This is a genomic window from Wolbachia endosymbiont (group A) of Chalcis sispes, from assembly GCF_964026765.1.
GTDB lineage: Bacteria > Pseudomonadota > Alphaproteobacteria > Rickettsiales > Anaplasmataceae > Wolbachia > Wolbachia pipientis.
The window spans coordinates 1151324-1176380 of the sequence record NZ_OZ034697.1; the positions used below are offsets into that span (position 1 = coordinate 1151324).

General features: G+C 36.2%; 18 protein-coding genes and 3 pseudogenes. 9 read left to right on the top strand and 12 right to left on the bottom strand.

Features of this window, described 5'->3' with window-relative positions:
* Positions 1 to 77 precede the first annotated feature (77 nt).
* The 7 genes from AAGD72_RS05810 to walE1 all read right to left on the bottom strand — a co-directional run bounded on the left by AAGD72_RS05810 (position 78) and on the right by walE1 (position 6211).
* Complete coding sequence (locus tag AAGD72_RS05810; RefSeq protein ID WP_341814778.1) at positions 78 to 455, bottom strand: holo-[acyl-carrier-protein] synthase; 378 nt, start codon at positions 453 to 455, stop codon at positions 78 to 80.
* Entirely contained in the window at positions 452 to 1720 is a 1269-nt protein-coding gene (proS, locus tag AAGD72_RS05815; RefSeq protein ID WP_341814779.1) for a proline--tRNA ligase, read from the bottom strand. The genes AAGD72_RS05810 and proS overlap by 4 nt, the downstream gene beginning before the upstream one ends.
* A 102-nt stretch (positions 1721 to 1822) precedes the next feature.
* Entirely contained in the window at positions 1823 to 2413 is a 591-nt protein-coding gene (locus tag AAGD72_RS05820; protein WP_341814780.1) for a hypothetical protein, read from the bottom strand.
* Between the two features lie 91 nt (positions 2414 to 2504).
* On the bottom strand, positions 2505 to 2993 hold the full coding sequence (locus AAGD72_RS05825) for a hypothetical protein (RefSeq protein WP_341814781.1): 489 nt from the start codon (positions 2991 to 2993) through the stop codon (positions 2505 to 2507).
* A gap of 329 nt (positions 2994 to 3322) precedes the next feature.
* Positions 3323 to 3469 carry a hypothetical protein gene (locus tag AAGD72_RS05830; RefSeq protein ID WP_264339505.1) on the bottom strand — a complete coding sequence of 49 codons (147 nt, stop codon included), beginning with the start codon at positions 3467 to 3469 and terminating at the stop codon, positions 3323 to 3325.
* A gap of 7 nt (positions 3470 to 3476) precedes the next feature.
* Complete coding sequence (locus AAGD72_RS05835; protein ID WP_341814569.1) at positions 3477 to 4433, bottom strand: IS5 family transposase; 957 nt, start codon at positions 4431 to 4433, stop codon at positions 3477 to 3479.
* Positions 4434 to 4687: 254 nt separating this feature from the next.
* Positions 4688 to 6211, bottom strand: coding sequence for an actin bundler (walE1, locus tag AAGD72_RS05840; RefSeq protein ID WP_264339096.1), 1524 nt, complete (start codon positions 6209 to 6211; stop codon positions 4688 to 4690).
* 453 nt (positions 6212 to 6664) lie between these two features.
* Between walE1 and hflK the strand changes: the two genes are divergently transcribed.
* The 4 genes and pseudogenes from hflK to terL (AAGD72_RS05860) all read left to right on the top strand — a co-directional run bounded on the left by hflK (position 6665) and on the right by terL (AAGD72_RS05860) (position 11837).
* The gene (gene hflK / locus AAGD72_RS05845) at positions 6665 to 7699 is read left to right on the top strand and encodes an FtsH protease activity modulator HflK (RefSeq protein ID WP_010962866.1); all 1035 of its coding nucleotides are present in this window, start codon (positions 6665 to 6667) and stop codon (positions 7697 to 7699) included.
* A 2-nt stretch (positions 7700 to 7701) separates the two neighbouring features.
* Positions 7702 to 8574 (top strand): protease modulator HflC, encoded by an 873-nt coding sequence (hflC, locus tag AAGD72_RS05850; RefSeq protein ID WP_012673275.1) that lies wholly within the window; start codon positions 7702 to 7704, stop codon positions 8572 to 8574.
* 3 nt (positions 8575 to 8577) lie between these two features.
* Positions 8578 to 10071, top strand: coding sequence for a DegQ family serine endoprotease (locus AAGD72_RS05855; protein WP_015589225.1), 1494 nt, complete (start codon positions 8578 to 8580; stop codon positions 10069 to 10071).
* Between the two features lie 230 nt (positions 10072 to 10301).
* A pseudogene (terL, locus tag AAGD72_RS05860) lies at positions 10302 to 11837 on the top strand (phage terminase large subunit).
* 11 nt (positions 11838 to 11848) lie between these two features.
* On the opposite strand, the gene AAGD72_RS05865 reads toward terL (AAGD72_RS05860), so the two are convergent.
* Complete coding sequence (locus tag AAGD72_RS05865; protein ID WP_341814782.1) at positions 11849 to 13759, bottom strand: hypothetical protein; 1911 nt, start codon at positions 13757 to 13759, stop codon at positions 11849 to 11851.
* Positions 13760 to 13935: 176 nt separating this feature from the next.
* On the opposite strand from AAGD72_RS05865, the gene AAGD72_RS05870 reads away from it, so the two are divergent.
* Positions 13936 to 14725 (top strand): IS5 family transposase gene (locus AAGD72_RS05870; protein ID WP_341814566.1). Its coding sequence is split into 2 segments (ribosomal slippage): positions 13936 to 14196 and positions 14198 to 14725, totalling 789 coding nucleotides; the frame shifts between segments, so codons are not numbered across the junction.
* Here the strand turns inward: AAGD72_RS05870 and AAGD72_RS05875 are convergent.
* The 3 genes from AAGD72_RS05875 to AAGD72_RS05885 all read right to left on the bottom strand — a co-directional run bounded on the left by AAGD72_RS05875 (position 14697) and on the right by AAGD72_RS05885 (position 17101).
* On the bottom strand, positions 14697 to 15317 hold the full coding sequence (locus AAGD72_RS05875) for a hypothetical protein (RefSeq protein WP_341814783.1): 621 nt from the start codon (positions 15315 to 15317) through the stop codon (positions 14697 to 14699). The two genes, AAGD72_RS05870 and AAGD72_RS05875, sit on opposite strands and share 29 nt — an antisense overlap.
* A 30-nt stretch (positions 15318 to 15347) precedes the next feature.
* Positions 15348 to 15569, bottom strand: coding sequence for a hypothetical protein (locus tag AAGD72_RS05880; protein WP_264329650.1), 222 nt, complete (start codon positions 15567 to 15569; stop codon positions 15348 to 15350).
* A 326-nt stretch (positions 15570 to 15895) separates the two neighbouring features.
* Positions 15896 to 17101 (bottom strand): hypothetical protein, encoded by a 1206-nt coding sequence (locus AAGD72_RS05885; RefSeq protein WP_341814784.1) that lies wholly within the window; start codon positions 17099 to 17101, stop codon positions 15896 to 15898.
* A gap of 552 nt (positions 17102 to 17653) precedes the next feature.
* Here AAGD72_RS05885 and AAGD72_RS05890 point away from each other — a divergent pair.
* The 4 genes and pseudogenes from AAGD72_RS05890 to terL (AAGD72_RS05905) form a co-directional block, all read left to right on the top strand.
* Positions 17654 to 18271: pseudogene (locus tag AAGD72_RS05890) on the top strand (hypothetical protein); the annotation flags it as partial.
* Positions 18272 to 18702: 431 nt separating this feature from the next.
* Complete coding sequence (locus tag AAGD72_RS05895; RefSeq protein ID WP_265035124.1) at positions 18703 to 18888, top strand: hypothetical protein; 186 nt, start codon at positions 18703 to 18705, stop codon at positions 18886 to 18888.
* Positions 18885 to 21149 (top strand): ankyrin repeat domain-containing protein, encoded by a 2265-nt coding sequence (locus tag AAGD72_RS05900; RefSeq protein ID WP_341814785.1) that lies wholly within the window; start codon positions 18885 to 18887, stop codon positions 21147 to 21149. The genes AAGD72_RS05895 and AAGD72_RS05900 overlap by 4 nt, the downstream gene beginning before the upstream one ends.
* A gap of 84 nt (positions 21150 to 21233) precedes the next feature.
* Positions 21234 to 21554, top strand: a pseudogene (terL, locus tag AAGD72_RS05905) (phage terminase large subunit); the annotation flags it as partial.
* A gap of 1 nt (position 21555) precedes the next feature.
* On the opposite strand, the gene AAGD72_RS05910 reads toward terL (AAGD72_RS05905), so the two are convergent.
* Entirely contained in the window at positions 21556 to 25044 is a 3489-nt protein-coding gene (locus tag AAGD72_RS05910) for a hypothetical protein (RefSeq protein WP_341814786.1), read from the bottom strand.
* Positions 25045 to 25057: the final 13 nt, after the last annotated feature.

The following is a 25057-nucleotide window of genomic DNA, read 5'->3' on the forward strand; positions in this document are numbered from 1 at the left end:
CTGACCATTTGCTGTGCAGTTTACCTTTAAAAATGAATGTTCATACAGTAAGCCATAGGATGACAAAAGAGTAAACTTTATCTGTGTGAGCTATAGACGCAAATTACAACAAATGCAGTAGCGTAATCTCCATCGTCACTTAGAGAAAGATGAATTTTGGAGATAAAATCCTTGCTAACGGTAAGATACGGCTTGCCTCTCACATCATTGTATATTTCTATATCTTTCATTGTAATGCCCTGACTAAATCCAGTACCTCGTGCTTTAACAAAAGCTTCTTTTGCTGCAAAGCGTTTAGCAAAATACCTTGCTCGCATTTCTTGACTATTATACTTTCTACTTAGCTCTATTTCTTTTTTAGTGTAGATTCTATTGAGAAATTTTTCCCCGTATTTTTGTAATATCCTCGATACTCTTGGTATATATACTATGTCAGTGCCGATACCGTGTATCATTTTGTGCTAAAGTGATTTATTGCTTCTTCAATCTGCATTTCCTTTACCTCTCCAGTTGCTCTATTTTTTACTTCAACTATCTTTTCATCTATTGCCTTTTTTCCGACAATTATTTGCCACGGCAAGCCCATCAGATCCATTCTAGAAAATTTTACTCCTACACTTCCTTCCGTGTCATCGTAAAGCACTTCATCGCTCTTCAAAGCTTTGTATATTTTATCTGCAGTCTCCGTTACTTTCGTTTGTAAATTGATTAAACCAATTCTGAAAGGAGCTACCTCCTCCGGCCAGATAATTCCCTTATCATCATGAAAAGCTTCTATTATCGCACCAACAAGTCTTGAAACCCCAATGCCATACGAACCCATATGTATATTGACATTTTTTCCATCTTGAGAAGTAACACTTGCCTTCATAGGCTTTGAGTATTTGTCGCCAAAATAAAAAATATGCCCTATTTCAATACCTTTACTAACATTTAACTGCTCTTGTGATATAGGGCAAGTCTCAGGATCATGCATATCATCTGCAACTGCGTATATACTCTTCAAACTTTCAATATCTTCACTTTCTAGTAGTTCAGAAAATTTATTGTCATAATATAAAGTGCTCTCACCAGTGTTTGCCAATATATGAAACTCGTGGCTCAAATTTCCTCCAATTGGCCCCGTATCAGCTCTCACTCCAATTGGGGTAAGTCCCATGCGTTTGAAGATTTTTATGTAAGTTTTGTACATCAAATTATATGAATTCAGTGCACCTTCGTAATCTACATCAAAACTGTATGCATCCTTCATCAAAAATTCCCTGCCCCTCATAACACCATAACGTGGTCTTACCTCATCACGAAATTTCCATTGAATTTGGTATAAACAAAGTGGCAAATCTTTGTAACTTTTTACCACATCTCTAATTAAATCAGTTGCTATCTCCTCATGCGTTGGACCAAAAAGCATATCTTCCTCATGCCTATCCTTTATGCGTAGCATTTCCTTACCGTAATCATCGTAACGCCCTGATTCTCGCCAAAGATTTGCTGGTTGCACACAAGGCATTAATGCTTCAATAGCACCGGATTTGTTCATTTCATCTCTGATAATATCTTCAATATTCTTAAGCACTAAGAGACCAAGTGGTAACCACGTATAGATGCCAGATGCTATCTGCTTTATTAAACCTGCACGCAAAGAATATTGATGGGAGATAATTTTAGCATGGGCAGGCTTTTCCTTTAGAGTTGGCAGGTAATATTTGGATAAACGCATATAATAGATCTGATTGTATTAAGTAATCTTAATACAATCAGACCTGTAGGTAAACTTATTTTGAAAAGGAAGGGAAGTGCATGGCTGACCATTTCATAGTTATCATAGTCCTTGTACAACATTTTCCTTTTGGCATCGCAACGCTTTTCCACCAAACTGTGCTATGCGATCCTCAACAGAAAGAGGAGGTGAATCTTGCACCTCATTATCCACTGAGTCAACATTATTTACTTGTGGTGAATCAACACACGAACTTGGCGGTACCGGTGACTCCTCTGTTTCTTGTTCAGGATGTATCGGAGATGTGGCTCTAGATCCTATACCACTGTCAAGACCCCCGCTTCCTTCTTCCTTGCTTGATGGGGAATTTGTGTGTTTTGTCTGCTCCTCTTTTTCCTGCTCTATCTCTTTCTGTTTGTCTTTGCTTTCATCTGTAGTCCAACCTGAATCGCTAATAGAATCAGAATGCTCACTTTCACTATCTGAGAATCGCATGACTGTTACTCTCTCCTTAAGTCTCTTTGTCCAATCTGAATCATTATCATCCGACTTCTTTCTCTCTGCTTGCTCCCTATCTATTCTTGCAGCAAACTCTTCTGGTGTTTCTTTTTTGTCAGTGCCCCCACTACTTTCTAATTTTGCTTTCAATTCATTTGTAAAATTTTGTTGCTGCCCACTCTTGTTGCTGCTCACTCTTTTTAACGTAGTACCTCCTCTTATCTGTTCAAACAGAGTAGAATGATTATTATTCTCAGGTTCACCAGCCTTCTTCGGTGCATCATTCTTAGGTTGCTCCGTACGCTTGGAAGCTGTAAAAAAAATGCGGAGGCGGAGGTGGTAGTGCAGCATCTTGTGGCAATGGAGGAGGTGGCGGCGGTGGTACACTGACACTTGGATTTGGTTGTGTACCCAATGTTACTGGAGGCGGTGTAGGAGTAGGCACACTTGATTTATTCTCCAGATTAGTACAATTTTCACACACAAATTTTTGTGGTTCTTCTTTCTTATTGTCAGCTCTAGAAACGGCCAGTCTAATGAGATATATTTTTGAAATCAATGCAACAGCCGTAGAAACAGCAAAAATTGCTAAAGGAACTGCTGCAATAGGACCAGAACCAGAAACTGCTATAATAACATAAGGAAGATATTGACCAGATATGAAACTAAATATAGATAATAATGAAACAGCAATTAAAGGTTTCCATATAGTCTGCTTAGTTTTAGTAAGCTCCTGACTATCTTTTAGCAATGAAGAATTATTGGATATCATCATTTCTTTGCCTCACTTGTTAACGATAATTTAATAATAACCCAATTAATAATTTCTGTCAATAATTAATTATGAAAAACAAAGTTGCAATTTGAATAGATAAGCTATAAGTAATATACGACCAGCAATAGCCATACAATAGACTTCTTGTATAACCCACACTAAGTAGAAAAAAGGTGTCATCCAAGTAGCTGACACTGCTCTCCTTTGTCATTCCAGTGCTTGACACTGGAATGACACCGAAGGGGCTACTGCCGTCTTGGATGGAAACCAGTGTCAGAACTAGTTAACCATGGGGCTTCTTTTGCCTTTTTTTCCATTTGGTAAATTTCTTAAATATTTATGGCTAACATGAAGCTAAGTACGAACTTTGTTAAACATAACAAATGGTGCCATTCCAGTGCTCCTTTTTTTGTCATCCCAGTGCTTGACACTGGGATGGCTTTGTTGCATCGCTCTTCGGATAGTAGGTAACGCACAATAAATTTATGAAGCTATCTCAAATTTAGCCATACCAATATCAGTGAACTTATTGAGCAAATAGCATTTAACAAGTAGTTCCTTCTCACGATTAATCTCAGATTTGCTCCTAAAACTAAACCCAAATATTCGCTTCAACCTTGAGAAAAATCCTTCAATATACGATCTTTTTCCGTAATTTACTTCTTCTTTCCATCTTTTTATACCATTCTCACCATGTAATTTCATTAACTGAATAGCGGCATTTCTATCAAGCATATAATCCAATTTTGGATGCTCTGCTGCGTTGTTTTTCGGAGGAATTTTCGTTTTTATACCATATTGATTACACAGCTTATAGAGCTTTTCTCTATCATATGCCCTATCTGCATATAGTACTTTTATGACATACTGAAAATCGACTTCTTTTAGCAAATCACAAGCTCCATAGTGATCAGAGTAGACACCATTACTGTATTTTACAGCTATGGCTTTTTTGCTGTTTGTATTCAACATTACATGCAATTTTCTTGTCTGTTCATAGCTGCGATACTTTCTATCTTCGCTATTTTCCTTGCTATGACCAGGAGTGTTGTTGTATATACTAATTCCTGTACTGTCTATAGCAATTTCGATATCTTCCATATTATTTTTATCAATTCTGCAATCATTGATCTTAATATTAAGTTTCTTAAACCTTCTTGATGATTGTGAATAGCTGATAACTTGCAAATTTTTCCCAATTTGCTCAAGGTATCCTGCTATAAACCCAACTGTTTGCCTCAGGCCTATTCTAAATAAACAAGTTATTATGTGCACCAAAATTACAACTTTATCGCTATAAATATTGTTGCCACCTGGTATTTTTGGACCATTCTCGTACCACTTTTCTATGGCTTCGTTGATATAATGAAAAATATTTCCTCTTTTTTCTAGAAATTTGTTATATTCGCTATGGTTACTGACCCTCATTTTTTGTGGCATATTTTTTCTTTCAAGGTTAAATGGCTATTTTATAATGAATTTTGTCAGTAGCCACCAGATTTTTTCAGTTGCTATGCAACAAAGCCATCCCAGTGTCAGCTACTCGGATGACACCTTTCCTAGCAGAGAAATCACAATGTTCATACGGTTGTACGCATACCGCTGGGATCTAGGATTTTTCTATAGTTTAAAAACAAAAAAAGGACGTTACTCATTGAGTAACATCCTTTTGGAGAAGGTAGAAGTTTTACTTATTACACTGTTCCTGGAGTTGCTGTAGCTCTTGAGTTGACAGGTTCTGCACTAGGTTGATCTAGAGATGCGCGTCGTTTTGCCAACTTTTCTTCGAGTTCTCTGTCAAATTCTTCTTTTAAAGGAAGAACTTGTTTTCTTGTTAGCGTAGAAGAACCAGAACCCATTCCACTATCAGTAGAATTACTGTGAGTGAGAGTTCTGTTACTCAAACTATCCAGGTTTTGCTCCACAATAGGATCACTGAGAACATCTTCACTGAAAGAACTTTGTCCATTTAAGTTAGTCAATGAGGCGCTTCTAGGTAGTTCTGGTGGAGCAACTGGAGTAAGCTTAGGAGTTAAGCTACTAGATGAATTGCTTCTACGGACTGTTGCAAAGTTCTGAGAATCTGAATCAGAGACAGTAGCAGTACTTTCAGTTCCTATAGAATTTAGTGAATTGCTTTTTGACAAGCTGTTAGATTGTTCAGAGCCTTTTCTTCCCAGTGAAGAGAATGATGATGACACAGACCTAGTTAAACTTTTGACAGAAGGCCTGTTAGCTTTTTTCTCTGCTCTGTCAAACATATTGCTTACGCTTGAGTACAAATGATTTTCTCTACATTCTTTAATAACCTTCTTAATTTCATCGTAATGTTCAGAGAAAACACTGTCGATGAAATAACTACCTTTAGGTAATGACCTTTGTGTTAACAAGTTATGCAAGCTTTTTTCATTTAAATTATTAATGAATTCTTTCTGTACTTGCCATCCAGAAGTATGTTCAATCTCCCCTGATTTTGCCTTCTCTGCCATTTTTAAATCAATTTCTGACGATATTCCAGAAAGTACATTTTTCACTAACCCAGAATTATTTCCTTTATCAGCAAAAATTGCTTTCATATCATTTCTTATTTCGTCAGATTTCTTAATTGCATCTGGAGTAAACCTTTTTACCTTATCTAAATAGTCCGTCTCACCAGATGCCTTATGGAACTTATTTGCCACTCCTTCGCCTACAAAACTAGCGCCTTTTTTCAGTGAATCTACTGAATGTTCATAACCTTCTTTCACCTTATCTTTAACATGCACAGCACCATCTCTAACTTTTCCGGCAGCGTATGTTGATGCGTCCTTAACTTTCCCAGCAGTATATTTCGCCCCATCAACTGTTTTTTCTGCTGACCACTTGAGCCCTTTATATCCAGATTGAACTGTTTTTACAGCGACTTTTACAGCGAAATATAAAGCAAGACCAACTATAGCACCTGGTATAGCAAGTGTTGCACCAACTGCCAAAAGTGGTAGTACTGCCGTAAATAATCCACTTGCTGCACTTACTACAAGAATCTTATCTCCTTGTTTCATCTTAGAGAATTTTGTATCCCCTTTTAACAGGTCAGTAATTCTTTCTTTTAGCTTCTTGGGATCATTAGCAATATCTGAATTTGGTAGATTTTGCATCGTTTTATTCAAATCAAAACTATCTTCTGGTTGGTTTTGTTGAGTTCCAACAGAATTTGAATTTTTTTCATTATGTAACATTTTAAACCTCACTATTAATTAAATATATTATAATTGTATTCCTTGATTCTTAAGTTAGTGTTAAATTGATTGCCAGTATTTATTTGTCTTCAAATAATTTCGCTTGACGTGTTTTGTGGTAACATAGAAAATTAGGTCAAGAAGCTGCAGCATTTATGAAGTATAGAAAAAGAACACTCATCTTTTTGGCTGTTATAACTTTAATAATAATAGCTTTACTATTTAGGTATAATTCCCATTTTCACAAAGACGTAGTGCACTTAAAGAGTGACAACAAAGAATTCAAAAAAAAGCCAGAAAATTCCATAGAGTCGACCATATTACATAGAGAAAAGGAAGTGTACGATCATGTTTTCCATCCTGATGATTAATTTGTAAATAAAATAGCAATTTATGTTTGCATTTTCTTATTAAAGAAGTAATATTAGCGTATTAATTATAGAATCAATCATTATGTTTGATGATAATAATCCTTGGAATCTGGGAAAGAAACCGGTAGGGAACAAAACTCCTAATAATGAAGATATTTTAAGTAAAGCTGTATCTGATATAAGGTTCTTTCTTAATGGATTAACCAGAAACAGGGGCAAAAAACCTTATTTCATCATTTTCATTATTTTGCTGTTCTATGCTTGCACTGGCTTTTATATTGTCCATCCTAGTGAAGAAAGTATAGAACTTACCTTTGGTAAATATTCTAATACAGAAACACCTGGTTTGCGTTATCACTTCCCCTACCCTATTGGCAAGGTTTTTAAAGTGAACGTTAAGGAAGTAAATCGTGAAGAAATTGGGGTAAGTAGTTCTTATGGGCGAGATACAGATCGCGGTGAAGGCGTGATGCTAACTGGAGATGAAAATATAGTCAACGTTAACTTCGAGGTTCAATGGCGCGTTAGAGATGCTAAGGACTATTTATTCAAAGTGCGGGATTACAAACCCGGTTTCAGTGTTAAAAATGCTGCTGAAAGTGCCATGAGAGAAATAATAGGTAAAAATACGATCTCTTTTGCACTTGGTCAAGGCAGACCAGAAATTTCTAGAGATACTAGAATTCTATTGCAGCAGATTCTTGATGGATACCAAATGGGTATAGAGATTTTATCTGTTCAAATGAAAAAAATTGATCCACCAGAAAAAGTAATCAGTTCGTTTAGAGATGTACAAAGTGCTCGTGCAGACAAAGAGCGTACTATAAACGAAGCATATGCTTATAATAATGATATTATACCTCGAGCAAAGGGTGAAGCGATAAAGATAAAATTAGATGCACAAGCATATGAAAATGAAATAATAAATGAAGCAAAAGGTAATGCAAATCGCTTTTTATCTCTTTATGAGGAATATAGACAGAATCCTTCTCTCGTTAAGAATCGTATTTATCTTGAAACTATGGAAAATATTTTCAGTAAGGTAGACAAAGTTGTTGTAACTGATGATCTGAAAGGTATGTTTTCTTATTTACCTCTTACAAATTTAGGAAAATAACCATGAGTAGTAATATTAAAATTGTTTTTGTTTCTGTATTTGTTGTTTTATTGATTGTTTTATCTAATTCAATATTTGTTGTGCAAGAAACAAAGCAAGCAATAGTTATACAACTGGGTAAAGTTGTAAGGGATGTTAGGGAAAGTGGCTTATATTTTAAGTTGCCATTCATAAATAGTGTAGAGTTTCTTGATAAAAGAGTTTTAGATTTAAGTCCTGATAAGATCCCAAGGGAAGTGATAACAGCGGATCAAAAACGTATTATAGTAGATGCGTATGCAAAATATAAAATAACAAATCCTGTTACTTTTTACCAGGCTGTGAGGAATGAATCAGGTCTGGTTAGAAGATTATATCCGGTTATAGAAGCTCACATAAGAGAAAATATAGGCAGATTTTCGTTGATTAGCTTGTTGAATGAAAAAAGATCAGAGGTTATGCAATTGATTCAGCGTGGAGTTTATTCTGAAGCTGAAAAATTTGGCATAGAAATAATAGATGTAAGAATTAAGAGAGCAGATTTACCAGAAGAAAATAGTTCTGCAATATTTCGCCGTATGCAAACTGAAAGGGAAAAAGAAGCAAAAGAAATTAGAGCAGAAGGAGAGCAAGCTGGGCAGGAAGTTAGATCAAAAGCTGATAAATTAAAAAGGGAAATTATCTCCAGTGCAGTAAAAGAATCGTACGAAATAAGGGGCCGTGGTTATGCTGAAGCAACTAGAATTTATAATGAGGCATTTAAGGTTGATGAAGAGTTCTTTAACTTTTATCGCTCTATGAGCGCTTACAGTAAATCATTTGCCGAAAATAATACTAAATTTGTACTTTCACCAAACAATAACTTTTTAGATATTTTAAATAAAGGATGGAAATAATTTATGAAAAGTAAGGCATTTATTTTATCTATATTTGCATATTTTCTAATTGCGTTTTCTTCGTATGCTAATATGTTTGATTGGAATGCAAAAAAGGTCGTTGATGCTAGCACTACTGCATGCAACTGTAATCAAGGACTTGCCGATTTAGTGGAAGAACTCATTCCTGCGGTTGTAAATATTTCAAGCGAACAAATCATCAAACAAGAAAATAACAGCAGAACTAGAGTTCCATCTATGCCAGGAAATAATTTTTTTGATGATTTTAGAGAGTTTTTTGAGCATTTTGATCAGTTTTTTATGGATAGGGGCCCTAGTGTTAACAAAGAGGTGGTGTTGCTTGGTTCTGGGTTTATTATAGATAAAGGTGGAACTATAGTAACCAATTATCACGTTATTAAAAACGCTAAAGATATCACAGTTACTATGAACGATAATACTTATTTCAAAGCAGAAGTTTTAGGCTATGATGCAAGAACTGATCTTGCTGTGCTTAAGATTAATTCTGATAAAGATCTTTCCTCTGTTGCATTTGGTGATTCTGATAAAGCAAGGGTTGGTGATACGGTTATGGCAATAGGTAACCCATTTGGTTTGGGTGGCTCTGTAAGCACAGGAATTATATCTGCAAGGTCCAGGGACATTAGTATTGGCACTATGAATGAATTTATTCAAACTGATGCTGCAATTAATAGGGGTAACTCTGGAGGACCGTTATTTGATTTAAATGGAAAAGTTATAGGTATTAATACTGCTATCTATTCTCCATCTGAGTCTGGCGGCAACGTGGGTATAGGTTTTGCCATACCATCTAATTTAGCTATGTCAATTATTGACACATTAAAAAGTGGCAAAAAAATAAAACATGGTTGGCTTGGTGTGCAAGTTCAGCCTATAACGAAAGAATTTGCTGAGTCCTTGGGTTTAAAAGATATAAAAGGCGCATTGGTTGCAAGTATAGTAAAGGATAGTCCTGCAGAAAAAGGTGGGATTAAAGTAGGTGATATATTATTAGAATTTGACGGTAAAAAAATCGATAGAATGACACAATTACCTCAAATGGTTTCAAGAGCTGGACCTGAGAAAAAAGTGCAAGTTAAGTTACTTAGAAAGAGCAAAGAGGTTAATATTAAAGTTGTGATCGGAGAATCTACAAATGATGGCCAAGATAACAATCAAGAAGAAAATAAATCAACATCTGATTATGTAACCGGTTTAACTGTTTCAAATCTGCCAAAAGAATCAAAAGAAAGTAAAAATAATGTACCTACAAAAGGTGTGATAGTTACCAATGTAGATAGTAACAGTAATGCCACGTTGCGTGGTATTAAAAAAGGAGACATTATTATCCAATTAGATGGAACCGATATAGAAAATACTAATGATTTTCAAAAACAAGTTGATTCAGCAGTAAAGAAAAACGGTAAAGATTCAATAATGTTGCTCATTTACCGCAATGGAAATCAATTTTTCGCTTCAATAAAGTTAAAGAAGTAATTTTATTCACTAAATTTACAAAACAGTAGTGTTGTAAGCTCGCTACTGTAACACTTCAATCTTATAAAATAAATAAAAATCTACACTAGATTTCTTGCATAACCATATAAAAAATCAAAGGATGTCATTCCAGTGTCAGCTACTTGCATGACGCCGTCATAAAGGAACCAGTGTCGGCCACTTGGATAACACCATAGGGGTTACTTGGGTGATACTATAGGAGGTCTAACATGAACTTTCTAAAATTCATTGAACTGTGCTTTCAAACAGTAGTGCCGGGATGTGAGTATAATGATTATCAGTACATAAAAGTCATAGCAGACAGGCTGGAAGCAGCGAATGCTGGCGAAGTAAGGCGCATAATATTCAATATGCCTCCGCGTTCAATGAAGTCCATATGTATGGGTGTTGCGTGGCCCGCATGGATACTGGGAAATCAGCCAACTGCAAGAATAATAGTTGCAAGTTATTCTAAGTTGCTTAGCGAAAAACATTCGCTCGATACGAGGTGCATAATGCAATCTGATTGGTATAAAAAGCTATTTCCAGAGGTAGAACTATCCAAAGACCAGAACACTAAATATAAATTCCAAACAGTGCAGAGAGGATACAGAATCGCAACATCAGTTGGAGGAACATTAACCGGTGAAGGTGGTGACTTTATTATTGTGGATGATCCGCTTAACCCTGCTCAAGCTTTGAGTGAAACATTTAGAAAACGTGCCACAAACTGGTTCGATCAGACTTTAGTAACGAGACTCAACGATAGAAAAAAAGGAGTAATTGTGCTTGTGATGCATAGGCTCCACCTGGAAGACTTAACTGGGCACCTCTTATCCAAGCCAAAAAACATATGGCATCACATTTGTTTGCCAATGATTTCTGAAAATAAGGAGGTTATTTATTCAATTAATAACCATACTGGTGTCATTCCAACCCCCCCTCCTGTCATCCCAGTGCCCAGACACTGGGATCCAGAAAATTCAACCGCAAAAGACTGGATTCCAGCATCAAGTGCTGGAATGACACTACCTGCAAGAGTATTATACTCAAGAGAAGAGAATGAGTTATTATATCCCCTGGAGGGAGGAAGAGAAGAAGTTGAGATGATAAAAGTTGAACTCGGGAGTTACGCTTTTGCTGCTCAATATCAACAAAACCCCCTGCCGCTTTCAAGTGGTATAATAAAACAAGAGTGGCTAAAGCGCTATAAAAATTTCCCTGATAATCTCTCACATGTAACTCAAAGCTGGGACACTGCAGTTTCAACAAACGATTCCAGCGACTTTAGCATCTGCACCACCTGGGCAAAAATAGATAATAAATTCTATTTACTTGATGTATATCGAGCAAAGCTTGAGTACCCAAAGCTTAAAGAGCAAGTTCTGTCACTAGCTGCAAGATGGGCACCACATGCAATTTTGATCGAAGCAAAAACGAGTGGTCAACAATTAACACAAGAGCTAAAGGCAAATAGCGATCTACCGATTATCGAAATAATTCCACACAATGACAAACTCACTCGATTTTATCAAATTGTTCCGGTGATAGAGTCTGGTAGGGTTTTTCTGCCGCATTAAGCAGTATGGCTCAGCGATTTCGAATATGAAATTTTAATGTTCCCAGAAGCTCGCCATGATGATCAAGTGGATAGTACCGCACAATACTTACAATGGACAAGAAAAACTAACACCAGTGCTTTCAGGGTCAGAGACTTTGGCCCTAACCCTAATAAAACGCTTAGGTGGCTGAGAGCGGTGGATTAGGTACAAACCGCTTATACAAAAACTTCTTTTCCTTCTTGCAAGTATTGCTCGATCTTAGTAGCATCCATTTTAGTTCTAACAGTGGAAGTACTGGAGTTCGATGAGACTGACGACCCACCACTAGCTTCTAGTCCATCTTCATCACTTCCAGTATCACTAGTCGATTTTTGTGAAGACGATCCTAAAGAAACACCACTATCTTTAGAACTTGTAGAAGCGTTACCACTAATTCCTCGTTCATCAAGGATCGTCCAAAATAAGTCCACTTGCTCCTTTGCGGTAGGAGAAAGATTTTCACACATTTCGTTTTGCTTCTCAGGAAAAAAAAGAAGTGAGCATATTTCCTTCTCCTCACGAGAAAAAGATGAGAATAGTTGCTCAATCTCCTCAGGACTTCGTGATTTCTTCACTTTTCCAGAACGAGCTAATACTATTAGCTCCTCATGTTCATTAATAGGAAAAAATCGGCATAGATTACTTACCATATCACAAGAAAGAGATAAAGATAGTACCTTCTGCATTCCAGAAGAAAAACGTGAGAATGTTTCCTCATCAAACAGAATATCTTTTGTTGTTTTACCCTTATCAGAAAGGAACGCACTAAAAAATTGCTTCAATATATTTTGTTTCCGCTGAGATGAACCACTAGACTTTTCAGTAAGTGGCAGTGACTGTGACCGCTCAAGCGACCCTAAACCACTATCTACAGAAATTTTAGAACTACGGTCCCCGGGCATGTTTAGTTTGCCTACGGTACCTTGTGACGGGAGTTCTGTAATACTATCATTTAATTCAGTAGGCTTGTTTTCGGTATGTACTTCAGTAACAGGAGTCACTTTTAAGGATCGACTTTTTACTATTTCAATTGGGAGTGAAGGAGATCGTGTAGACACAGGTGGTTTTTCAGTTACAGGAGTTTCAGGAGTACTTCGCTTTGTATCACGCCCTTCATCATGTCGCTTAAAGCTTGCGTTATGTTGCTTAGGCTGAGGAGATAAAGAGAAGAAACTTTTTATTTTACTTTGGAGACCACCCCCATGTTTCTTCGAAGATTCATTCTTTTGTGGCTTCGCTTTAGAACCCTCATCACTACTTTTTCGATCACTTTCATCAGTAACTTGCTGTTTTTCAGGTTCCTCATTACAAATGTTCTCCGTATCTTTTAGAGAATCTTCAGAATTTAAGAATGTTGAACTATCCCATGCTCTAAAAGAAGGAATCGATGATGATCTTTTCTGATCCGGAATATTAGCCTCTGTTAGCGTACCTTCACCAGCACTTAGATCTCTAGATATCCCTGGAACACCACAACTAGTTGTAGCATAACTCAGATCTGTCAATGGCCTATCACTCGTTCTAACTGAATTTACTGGATTATACAGCAGTTCTTCTTTTTCTGTTTCCGTTCCTGACCATTGCCTGGGAGAATCCTTTGATGCTACACCCTGACTACACGTGGGAGACTCCAATTTCATATCTAACAGTTCAGTCGATGGTGATCGCGACAATGCTCGAAAACGAAGCTCAGGGTCAATGGACAATTCATGGTCTTTGTTGATTACAGAGTTTTTTATTATTTTGGTTATCACACAGTGAGAAATGTATGGATTGGAAAAGTCTATGCCATATACCTCACTGCTTCCATTCACTGATAATTTTGCTTGAGTTTTACTATTAAGATCACCAAGCACAACATTATTAAATGTATAATTTAGTTTAAGAGCTTCTTCGTGTGTTAATAATCTAGCTCCTTTATCATCTAGTATAACAGGCACAAGAACTGAGGCGTCTTTCCTACCTAAAGGAGGAGCAAGTATAAAACCATCTATCATCACTTTTGTCACCGAATAAGTAGATCTTATTATCATATTTTTAAATGACTTCACACTATGATCAACATCATTGCCAACTCCAAGGTCCATACCTGTAAGCCATGCCTTATACCGTGTTACACTATCAATAAAACGAGCGTTATCAAAAACATCTTTGATATATACACTATTGTCTTTACCATTAACCTCTAAAGGCTTCTTAGAACCTGTTTAAAATCTCGGAGAGATGAGGTAAAATAGTGGTAGATTAAGAATGAGGTATATCTATGCGTAAAAATTATCCAAGTGATATGAGTCGAGAGCAATTTGAAAAAATCAGACCAATACTAGAGAGTAGCAGGAAGAAAACGAGACCAAGAAAACTTGATTTGTATGATGTATTTCGTACAGTGTTATACGTCCTAAAAAGTGGTTGCCAGTGGAGAATGTTGCCAAAAGATTTTCCAAGGTGGGAAAGCGTATATTACTATTTTCAAATGTGGAATAAAAAGAATGGAGAAGAACCAAGTTTGTTGGAATTAGTTTTAAAAAAAATTGGTTGGAGAGATCCGTATCAACAATGGTCGGAAAGAGAAAACTAGCTTCTGTATAATTGATGCTCAAAGTGTTAAAAACACAGATACTGCTGAAAAAAAGGGCTATGATGCAGGTAAAAAGATTTCAGGCATAAAGCGTCATATTGCAGTTGATACTCAAGGTCTACCACATGCAATTTATGTAACAACAGCAGAAGTAACTGATCGTAGTAGCGCTGTAAGAATGGTTGAAAATGCTAAAGATACCCTTTCTGAAGTCAAAAATATATTGGTTGATGCAGGCTACACAGGAAAAATTTTTGCAACCCAAATAAAAGATATTATTGGTGCAACTGTTGAGGTAATAAAGCGCAGTGAATTACATTCTTTTGTTGTATTGCCAAAGAGATGGGTTGTTGAGCGTTCTTTTGCTTGGTTAGAAAAGTGTAGACGGCTATGGAAAAATTGCGAACGTAAACTCAATACCAGCTTGCAAATGATTGTCCTTTCCTTCATTTCTCTCCTATTACGAAGATTTTAAACAGGTTCTTAGGAACATTTTTATATCTTTCTCTCATCCTTGATAAAAACTTACTCTTAAATTGCTGACTTAATTCTTTATTATCAAATTTAGAACAACACAAATATTCTCCCTTATTAAATGGTACAGTTGTGCTGCTAATTTGCATATCTTCTAGAACATCCTTTTTAAGTGAAGAAGCCAAGTGAGACTTCAAATTAAAAATCACGCCCTTATCTATAGGTGTTACAAACTTAATACTACCTTGTTTATCTACGAACCAATCTTCTTTATAGTTCTTAAGTGGAAAAGATTCAACATCTTTATAGTTTTCAAACGGAAAAGAATTAACATCAAAAATTAGCTTAGCTGTATCCAATATTTCTGCTTTATTACCTTTTTCAATGCCGTAGAATTCACGTATTATCTTCCTTTTTATACTGTCCAGATATCTTCTACACTGATACGTATCCATACTCTTATCAAATGAGACTACAATATAGTCCTCCTTGCCCTTGCTTTGCAGCTTAAAATTAGTTTTAACTGTATTAGAAAAATAATTATGTACATTAAAAGCACTAACCAATGCTCTTACTGTTTCTCTATTAGGCATACCAACCTCCCCATTTTTAAATTACAACAACTATCTTTTATTACTGCTACCAACCCCACTAGAGCTTGATCCACTAATAGAACTGCTAGGCTGATTAGACTGACGTAGCTTCTCTCGTACGTCCTTAAGTGCATCACGATGATCATCAAACCTTGCTCCTTCGATTCGCAGCAATCTCCCACCACCTGGACCTGGATTCTCACGTTTCCACTTTTCAGCATCAAAACCTTTTTTATCATTACCGCTATGCATATTGCCTCCTAAGTAAAAATATTATGTAACTAATATACTAAAAATAAAATTAAGTGCAAGCACTTTTTTATATTTTTTTTCAAAAAATTTCATTCACTCTTTTTCACAAAACACAAATTTCAAGATTCCAGCGTCACGCGCTGGAATGACAAGTCATTGGCAACCCTAAGTTCCCTACGTCATACCGCGATTCATTCGCGGTATCTCAAGCATAGATTCCGCTAACACGTAGCGGAATGACGAACTGTCGACATCTATCTATATGCCCCTGGATTCCAGTACTGGAATGACACCCTTTTTTGTCATCTAAGTATTAGCTATCCCCACTATGGTGTCTTCCCTACTGACTGACCTTCTGCACATTTCTCAACTTTTACATCATTAGTCAATCCTCCTGGTGGTCGAGCATTACTTACAGAACCTTCATTCTCAGCACCATTCCAAGTACCCATGTTAGTAAAATCAAATCCACAATCAGCAACAGAACTTTTAACGGATTGCTCTGAAGCCTTTCTGTCAGACATAGATTTTGGGATAGGTTGGTTCGAAGCTTTTCCGTTAGGAACAGAGCCTTGAGTAGGTTGGTTTAGAGCTTGCTTATTATTATTTTCATCGTGGTTTTTCTTTCTTTCCTTACTACTATCGCATCCATAAACCTTTTTTCTCCCCTGCTCCGTCGTATTCGTTGCAGTCTTTGGAGCAGGTGGACACACCTCTTTCTTCGGTCCCTCCGGCTTCGCTTTTTTCTCTTCTTCCACTTTTGGTTTTGTTTCCTCGCGGTTCTCATTGTTTATAACCTCCTTAAATATAGAAGGCATTATAGGCTTTGGTAAAAGATCAAGTTCTGGTTTGCTCAGAACAACCGGCCTTACAAATCCTGGTGAAACTTCAAAAAGGAAAACTGGCACTTTAGGTTTTTCTCTTTCATCCACTTTCATTTCTACGTTTTCGCAAACTTCTTTATTTTCTTCCTTTAATGATGTTTTTTCTGCTTTTTTATCTTCCTTTTCTGTAGATGCCTCTACCGCAGCCGCCAACTCAACTCCAAACATCTCTGCGAACATTGTAACAATCCATCCGACAACAGCCATTTGTAACCTGAGTTTCAGATCTTGCAATGCAGTTAATCTTTCTAACGCCCTTGCAAACTCTTCTTCTGATAACTCACCACTGCCTAATTTCTCCTGCAATTCTTTTATCTCTTTGTCCAACTTCTGATTGAAACTTAAATCGCGTGCAAAAATCTTCTTGATTAACTCCTTAAGCTTGTCACGCATAAATTTAATTATCGAAAGAAGCCAATTTTTTTCTTTCTTCTCCTTGAGCATTTGGTAGATTTTCGGATCATCTACATCTACTTCAAAAAGGTTGAAGAGAGGTTCAAAGAAATTCCAGAAATCTCCGAGTACTCTTCCTTTTTCATCAGTGAAGTAATCCTCATCATCACCTTCTCCGATATGTAGCTCTGCTTGAGATGATATTTCATCGATACAACTAGAAGCCTGACGCTCACACTCGAGCCTCCTGAGCAAATCTTGTCTGGTGAGCTCCTCTACGCACTGCCTCTATTGCTCTGATATAGCTAAAGTGACTTACCGATAATTTGAAAAACAAAAATTCGTCATTCCGCTACTTGTTAGCGGAATCTATACCGCGAATGAATCGCGGTATGACGTAGGACTGCTGTCATCCCAGTGCGTGACACTGGGATCTCGTTCCTTAACTTTATAGTGTAAATTATTTCAAATTGTGTCTAGCTGCAAGTATAATAATTTCCATTTATAGATAAAGTATGTTGCAAATGTTATGCCAAAGAGTATAATAAAATCTATATCAAATACTTTACAAGAAAAAGTGGGATAGAGGCAAAAGCAAATATTAATAAGGATAATTTAAGAAAAGTGCATGCTAGAGTTTGAAGAAGCAGTAAAAATAAAAAATATTATTGAAAGGTTAAATAGCACATGATATAATATATATATAGTGTAAAAATGTAAATAATTTTATTGACATCTTTACATTAATAGTTCTTAAATATTTAGTACTGTAGAATTAAATTATTAAGTTTTATGAAGGAAGTAAAAATGGTGGAAAGCTTTTCAGGTAACAACAAAGGCAGTAATTTTATTGAGGAGGCAAAAATAATGGAAAATTTTTCAGATAATAACGGAAACGGTAGCTCGATCTTCCAAGGAAAAATCAGGGAGCAAGATTTCTCTGCAGAGCAGAAGCTAAATGAACTAAAAGCAGCCATAGAGGAGCTCACCAGACAAGATTTGCTCAGGAGGCTCGAGTGTGAGCGTCAGGCTTCTAGTTGTATCGATGAAATATCATCTCAAGCAGAGCTACATATCGGAGAAGGTGATGATGAGGATTACTTCACTGGTGAAAAAGGAAGAGTAATCGGAGATTTCTGGAATTTCTTTGAATCTCTCTTTACCCTTTTTGAAGTAGATGTAGATGATCCGAAAATCTACCAAATGCTCAAGGAGAAGAAAGAAAAAAATTGGCTTCTTTCGATAATTAAATTTATGCGTGACAAGCTTAAGGAGTTAATCAAGAAGATTTTTGCACGCGATTTAAGTTTCAATCAGAGGTTGGACAAAGAGATAAAAGAATTGCAGGAAAAATTAGGCAGTGGTGAGTTATCAGAAGAAGAGTTTGCAAGGGCGTTAGAAAGATTAACTGCATTGCAAGATCTAACGCCTACGACAATGTTACAAAAAATAATATAGAGTTCAAAAGCGTGATTTCTAGGGAGTTTCTGCGCTCAAAGGCAAATTGAAAGCTTGAACCTAGAAGCTATACGAAAAGTCTGGTTGGTAGAAGTCATAGTCCTCGCGATTGAGTGTCATTCTATAACTTCCCCCTTACTATTACCCACAAATATGAACGTTTGTTGCATAGCTCTTAATGGCATAACTTTTGCTTGAAATAACTGTTTATATGGTATAACTTACAGCTTTTAGTTGCTAAAATTATAACTCTTAATTTAATAATTTTAATCTAATAATCTTTCAAGTTAATAAAATTATTTGAGTAAATACAATACCATGTCTTTATTTGTGGGTAATAGTAAGATTTTTAATATTGACATAAAATTAGTTGCCAAGAATACTATAATAGAGTAGATGTGAGTTTTAAAATTTTGCAAAAATTTACAGCAAAAAAGTTGGAAGCAGAACCCTTTTTAACTCATCTTTTTGAGATTTTTGACAATTTCTTAGAACTGAAGAAGGAAAGGTGTATTTTTTTATTGACTTACCCATATATTACGGTAATCACTGAAGAATTAGTGAGTAATGGTTATAAAATATGAGTGGTGGGGTATCAAGCAAGGAATTAAATGAAAGTTCACTTAACATTTTAGGTCAGCCAGAAAACGATAGTAATATTCAAAATATAACGTCTCTTTCAGGAGCAGAAGCTGATCCAAATATACAGAACCAAGATGAAAAATTAGGTGACATTTTAGATCAGTTAGAAAGCAATAGAGGTCTATTAGATAATCCCAATGATATTCAACGTATAATGTCTCTTCTACAAGCAGGAGCTGATCCAAATATACGGAGCCCAGATGGAAAAACTCTGTCATGTTACTTAGATGAAAAATTACGTGATATTTTAGATCAGTTAGAAAGCGATAGAGGTCTATTATATTATTATGCTAAACATATAAGTCTTCTTCTACAAGCAGGAGCTGATCGAAATACACAAAACCAATATGGAAAAACTCTGTCACATTACTCAAATGAACCATTACTTAACATTTTAAATGCGTTAGAAAGCAATGGAGATATATTAAATAATATTCAACATATAATTCTTCTTCTAGAAGCAGGAGCTAATCCAAATGTACAAAACCAAGAAGATGGAAAAACTCTGTTACATTACGTTGCTGAATGTAACGATACTGGCGGTATAAGGTTTCTTTTAGAAGTAATAAAAGCTAATCCAAATGTGCGAGATCAAAGTGGAAAGACTCCGTTAGATTATGCTGCTAAAAATAACTGCCTTCAAGCTAGAGAACTTCTTTTAGGAGCGGGTGCTAATCCAAATGTGCAAGATCAAAGTGGAAAGACTCCATCTGAATATGCTACTGAAGATGAGTGCCGTCAAGCTATTGAGGATTCGAGCCATAGTTCAGATGATTCTCATGAAAATAAAGGGAATCCGGCAACACCTGATAGTTCGGTAGGTGAAAGAAACGATTGTTCAAATAGCTCTGGTGATGATAGTCAGGTAAAGCCTGCTGAATTGAGTAATTGTAACACAGAAGAGGATTCGGACTATTATTCAGATAATTCTCGTGAAAATGAAGGTAATCCGACAACACCTGATGGTTCGGTAGATGAAAGTAATGATTGTTCAAATAACTCTGGTGATGATAGTCAGGTAAAGTCTGTTAAATTGAGTGATTGTGACTCAGAAGACGAGGATTCGAGCTGTAGTTCAAGTGATGATCTTTTTCTAGAAGACTCACTTTTGATGAAGTTAGAAATACCATTAACTACAAGTGAAGAGGGGCTAATTAAAGGTTTTTATAAGGAGATAATAGATATAACAAAAAACAAACAAGAACCTGAAGAAAGTATTCTAAAAAGTATTAAGAAAATAGTAAATGAGTACTTGGAGAAAGGAATAAGGTTAAATTCAAGTTGTAGTAATGATAATAAAAATGGCAGTGAAAAAGGTGATAAAGAAACTGTAACAAATTTAATATTTAAAGAAATAGAAGATGTTCTTATTAGTCGTGTGAAACCACGCGATGAAACCAGAGAGTATAGAGGAAGGGTTAATGATATTCCCGAACAAGAAGATAAAGGTAAAGATAAAGATGAAGCTTCAGACATCATGGAAAGCATCATGGATGATTTATTGTTAAAAGGTGGGAAAGCAAAAGAATCTTTCTTCACCGGTACTGAGCTAGCACAAAATTATAACTATTCTTATATGAATGCTCGCAATAAAAAATATAAAGAAATTGAAAGCAAGCTAATAAGTATAGCATATGAAGGTATCGTAAACAGAGATAGGCAAGCTCAAAAGGAGGAGCTAGAGACAGTGGAGATAGATAATCAATATTTTTATATGAAATATTCACAAGATAGTATTATTGAACCTGTAAAAATCTTAAACAATGAAAAAGCTAAAGAGTTAAAATTAAAAGTCGGCATACTTCAAATTGGGGAAAGTATAGTGAGAGTTAAAGGCACAAAAGATGGAAAAAGAAATTATACAGATATCTTAAAAGGTAGCATTGAAATGTCTTTTACCACTGAGGTAGGAGAGATTAGTATTTATCTAAGTCCTAGTAAGGAAGATAGTAATAAAATAGAGGTAAAGATTTGTGAGGAGAGCAGAACAAGGTTTGACGAGTTAAAAGCTAAGAAGAAAAGTTTAGGAGAAAATTGTCTTTTGGGAGGAGAAAACGTTCTGAAAGCTATAGAAGATAAAGGTTTTAAGAAAAATGGTAGTGTGTCTACAGAGTCAATCGAGACTACTAAGGATGTTCCATCTACTGATCTCACGCAAGCTTGTTTGCAGCAAAAGAAAACAGCAATGGCTCCACCAGGTTAAGTTAATGTATTTTTCAGGATAAGATTTTAAAAAATTAATCATGAATGTTCATACGTGTTAAATTAGAGCAGATGGTATAAAAAGCAACAATTAACACAAGAGCTAAAGGCAAATAGCGATCTACCGATTATTGAAATAGTGCCACACAATGACAAACTCACTCGATTTTATCAAATTGTTCCAGTGATAGAGTCTGGCAGGGTTTTTCTGCCACAGCAAGCGGTATGGCTCAATGATTTTGAGTATGAGATTTTAATGTTCCCAGAAGCCCGTTATGATGATCAGGTGGACAGTACAGTACAATATTTACAATGGACAAGAAAAACCACCGACAGCATCCCCAGGGTCAGGGGCTTTGGCCCCAACCCTAATAAAACGCTTAGGTGGCTGAGAGCAGTGGATTAGATCAATTGCTTCTAAATTTTTTTATGGGAGAGTGCTGCTCGGCCTTAGTAGCATCCAGTTTTGTGGATATTCTCAAATTTTCCACACTTAATTCTAGAGTATGTTTTGGCGATCCTCCTCTAGTATTCTCACAATCCATAGACTCATAACCACTTGTTCCACTTGTTTTCCCCTCAGCTTTAGAGCTTACGTTTTCAGCATCAGTCGCCTCCCCTGAAGAGATACCGCTGTCTTTATTATCTTCGGACTTCATCTTTTTAGCTTTTGATGTACCTTTAGTATACTCTGAATCTTCCACAAACAACTTTGTTTCCCAATCGTTAAAAGTACGGTCAAGGCAGTATCCACCTTTGCCTTTTATAATTGGAATACCTTCTAATGCGTTTCCATCGGGATAAGAGGCTGTAGCTGCTTCGTCAGGTTTTATCCTACTGTAATATCCTCCTTCTCTTTCTATTCCTTTCACCTTGGAATTTACCAATTCGTCCTTTTTAGATTTCACTGCCTCTTCGACAGTGTTAATGTCGATATCTCCTGTTTCCGCTTTTTTCTTATACCCATAAATAAAAAGTTTTTTTAAGTTAAATAAGGCACCACGACTTATATTAGCAACAACTGTTGTTTCTTGGTTTTTCTCACAATTAAGTTCAAATGGAAACTCATCTAGATCATAGGCTTCTTTCTTATCTTCACAATACTCTTCTTTCGTCTTATCTATTACCTCCTGTAAATATTCTTCTACATTAACACTATCAGGAATTAAACTAGCAATCTTCCCATTTTTTACAATAAAGTTAGTATCAGGAAGGTCGAAATTATTATTACTGTAGTTAAACGCATAAAGCAATGCTTTAAACAACCCTTTTTCTTCCTCGTTAACTAATGTACCTCTAAGCCGTAGTTTTTGCTCTCTGAGCAACAATTTTACTTCACACTCTTCACGACTACGGTCAAGCACGTATTCATCTCCTTCAAGTGCAATTGGAATTATTTTCATTGGCCCTTCATCAGGAAAACAACTCTCACATGCGTCTTGAAGAGAAGCGCCATAAGATCGCTGGCGATCTACCCATTCGTCCTTTTCACGTTTCTCTACCTTTTTGACCCAATTAGTGTCGATAGCACCTACGTTTTTCCCAAACTTCTGCCTAAAAAGTTTTTCTAAGTTAGATAAAGCACCACTACTTATATTAGCAACAACTGTCTTTCTTGAATTTTTCTCACAATCATTTTGATTTTTTTCATAATCAGGATCAGGAAGAAATTTAAATGGAAACTCATCAAAATCGCAAGATTCTCTTGCTTCTTTCTCAGTTTCATAATACTCTTCTACTACATAATCTATTACCGCCTGTAAATATTCCTCTCTATCAACATTATCATGGAGTAAACTAACAATTTTCCCATCTTTTGCAAAAAAGTTAGTATAAACACCATCAAGAGTATAATTCATTAGGTTGAATGTATAAAGCAATGCTTTAGACAACTTTTCTTCTTCCTTTTCCTTAGTAACTTGCTGTTTTTCTTTCATGCTACAAATGTTCTCCGTATCTTCTGGAGGATCTGCAAAAATCCCAAGATTTGAGGATATTGGATCATTCCTTGTCGTAAGAGAAGAAGTCGATGGTGGCAAACACCAAGAACTACTCCCTGTTGGCATATTTTTACCAGCGCCTCTCGATGATGAAGCTCCACTCTGTGAGCATGATAAACCACTAGGTCCTGGTTTAGTAAATTGCATTGACGATATCCATTTATTTTCGGACGTGCCTTGTGATAAACAAGGGTTCGTTTGCTGAGCCCAAGGGTTAGCCCCTACTGGATTAGCACCTTTCCATGATGAAGGTCCACTCTGTGACCATGATAAACCACTAGGTCCTGGTTCAGTAAATTGCCGTGACGGCATCCATTTATTTCCGGACGTGCCTTGTGATGACCAACGATTTTGAGCAGTACTTACAGATTGCGATAATGAAGATGGCCCTGAAACACCATAACTAACTGCAATAGAATTCAGCTGCGGCAATGGCGGAAATCCTTTACTCGTTCCAGCTAAATTTACATGATTGTGCAGCAGCCGTCCTTCTTTTTCCGTTTCTGATCCTTGCTCTGACCCTCGCCTGGGAGAATCCTCTAATGCTCCATCCTGACTCCGCGTGGGAGACTCCCATTCCATATCTGACAGTTCAGTCGATGGCCCTGGACCGCCACTTGAAGAACCAGAATCCTTAGGTTTCGGAGGTGAATTACTATCATAACCACTATCTGTGTCTGCTTTCCTTTGGTTGGGCGGTGTTCTTAGTCCACTCTGTCCTGCATGTGTAGGAGAATTGAATGGAGAAGTTACTGTTGAGGAGGATCGACTCGAGCCACGTCTCTTAAAATTCTCAAGATCAACTGCAAATTCAAAACGTCCGTGTATTTGATTATATGCAATTGGAGACTGCATAATTTCAGGAAGTAACTGAGCAATTCTTTTGTTAGAGATAGCATAAACTGGGCTTTCATAACTGGCAACATCTGGTTTTGCAGTCTTACCTCTAATATCACTTACAAAATCTTTATGTATTGTATTAATTTTGTATGCATCCTTATGCTTTAAAGATTCAAGCTGACCACTATATCTTTTTGTTAAAGGTATAAGGACAAAATCATTACCATTCTCTATTTTCTTTTTATCCGTAAAAATATCATACTCATAAGCATTAATTGATTTCCCTGTCAATTTAAAAATAAAATCGCCAAGAACATCTTTAAAATTTTCGACTTTAGAATCTTCTGTGCCTGGAGTTCCCAAATAAAGCGCTACTCGCCCTTTAACATATTCTGCCACACTCCTGACTACCTTATCACTCACATCTTTAATATATAACACATCATCTTTATATTCATAAAAGTTTGAACTCTTAAGGCCACAGTTTTCTAACCTTGAGTTAAATTCTTTAATATATGCCTGCTTAAAAAATTCAAAAGTCTCTAAATCATATTCCCTCTTAAGGTATTCGTTGCTAAAAGCTATACAGTACAAATAAGGCTTGCCTATCGCTCCTGTTCCAACAGTTTCATTGACCCATTCATATGCTTCTTCCTCAGATATCCCTACTTCTTTTTGTAGACATGCAGCCACTTTGGATCTCACAGCTCTCTTAAACTCACTAGCAAAATGAACCTTCAAGTTATGAATTACTGCAGGATCCGTAGAATCTGCAAGCTTCACTTTCACTATGCCATTACCTAAATACTCTTCATCATGATTAGCACCTAAAACAAATGGAAAACAGTCTAAGTTATAATATTCATTTGCTATCTCTCTAGTGCCATAGTGCCGCCCTATTATCTCCTTTTCCATTCTTCGCAGATATTCTTTTGTATTAGTACCACTAGCAAATAAACCAACAATCTTTTTACCTTCTACAGTAAAATTAGTATCGATCTTATCACAAGCATAATTATTTAAGTTAAACGCATTAACCAACTCTTTTATACCCATAACTACCTCTATT

Bases quoted from the DNA above. Each gene is read 5' to 3' on its own strand.
- proS (WP_341814779.1), bottom strand. From the start codon at position 1,720: ATGCGTTTATCCAAATATTACCTGCCAACTCTAAAGGAAAAGCCTGCC.
- AAGD72_RS05825 (WP_341814781.1), bottom strand. From the start codon at position 2,993: ATGATGATATCCAATAATTCTTCATTGCTAAAAGATAGTCAGGAGCTT.
- AAGD72_RS05865 (WP_341814782.1), bottom strand. From the start codon at position 13,759: ATGGACCTTGGAGTTGGCAATGATGTTGATCATAGTGTGAAGTCATTT.
- AAGD72_RS05835 (WP_341814569.1), bottom strand. From the start codon at position 4,433: ATGCCACAAAAAATGAGGGTCAGTAACCATAGCGAATATAACAAATTT.
- AAGD72_RS05880 (WP_264329650.1), bottom strand. From the start codon at position 15,569: ATGCATAGCGGTAATGATAAAAAAGGTTTTGATGCTGAAAAGTGGAAA.
- hflC (WP_012673275.1), top strand. From the start codon at position 7,702: ATGAGTAGTAATATTAAAATTGTTTTTGTTTCTGTATTTGTTGTTTTA.
- AAGD72_RS05855 (WP_015589225.1), top strand. From the start codon at position 8,578: ATGAAAAGTAAGGCATTTATTTTATCTATATTTGCATATTTTCTAATT.
- hflK (WP_010962866.1), top strand. From the start codon at position 6,665: ATGTTTGATGATAATAATCCTTGGAATCTGGGAAAGAAACCGGTAGGG.
- AAGD72_RS05810 (WP_341814778.1), bottom strand. From the start codon at position 455: ATGATACACGGTATCGGCACTGACATAGTATATATACCAAGAGTATCG.
- walE1 (WP_264339096.1), bottom strand. From the start codon at position 6,211: ATGTTACATAATGAAAAAAATTCAAATTCTGTTGGAACTCAACAAAAC.
- AAGD72_RS05910 (WP_341814786.1), bottom strand. From the start codon at position 25,044: ATGGGTATAAAAGAGTTGGTTAATGCGTTTAACTTAAATAATTATGCT.
- AAGD72_RS05875 (WP_341814783.1), bottom strand. From the start codon at position 15,317: ATGCCTAATAGAGAAACAGTAAGAGCATTGGTTAGTGCTTTTAATGTA.
- AAGD72_RS05900 (WP_341814785.1), top strand. From the start codon at position 18,885: ATGAGTGGTGGGGTATCAAGCAAGGAATTAAATGAAAGTTCACTTAAC.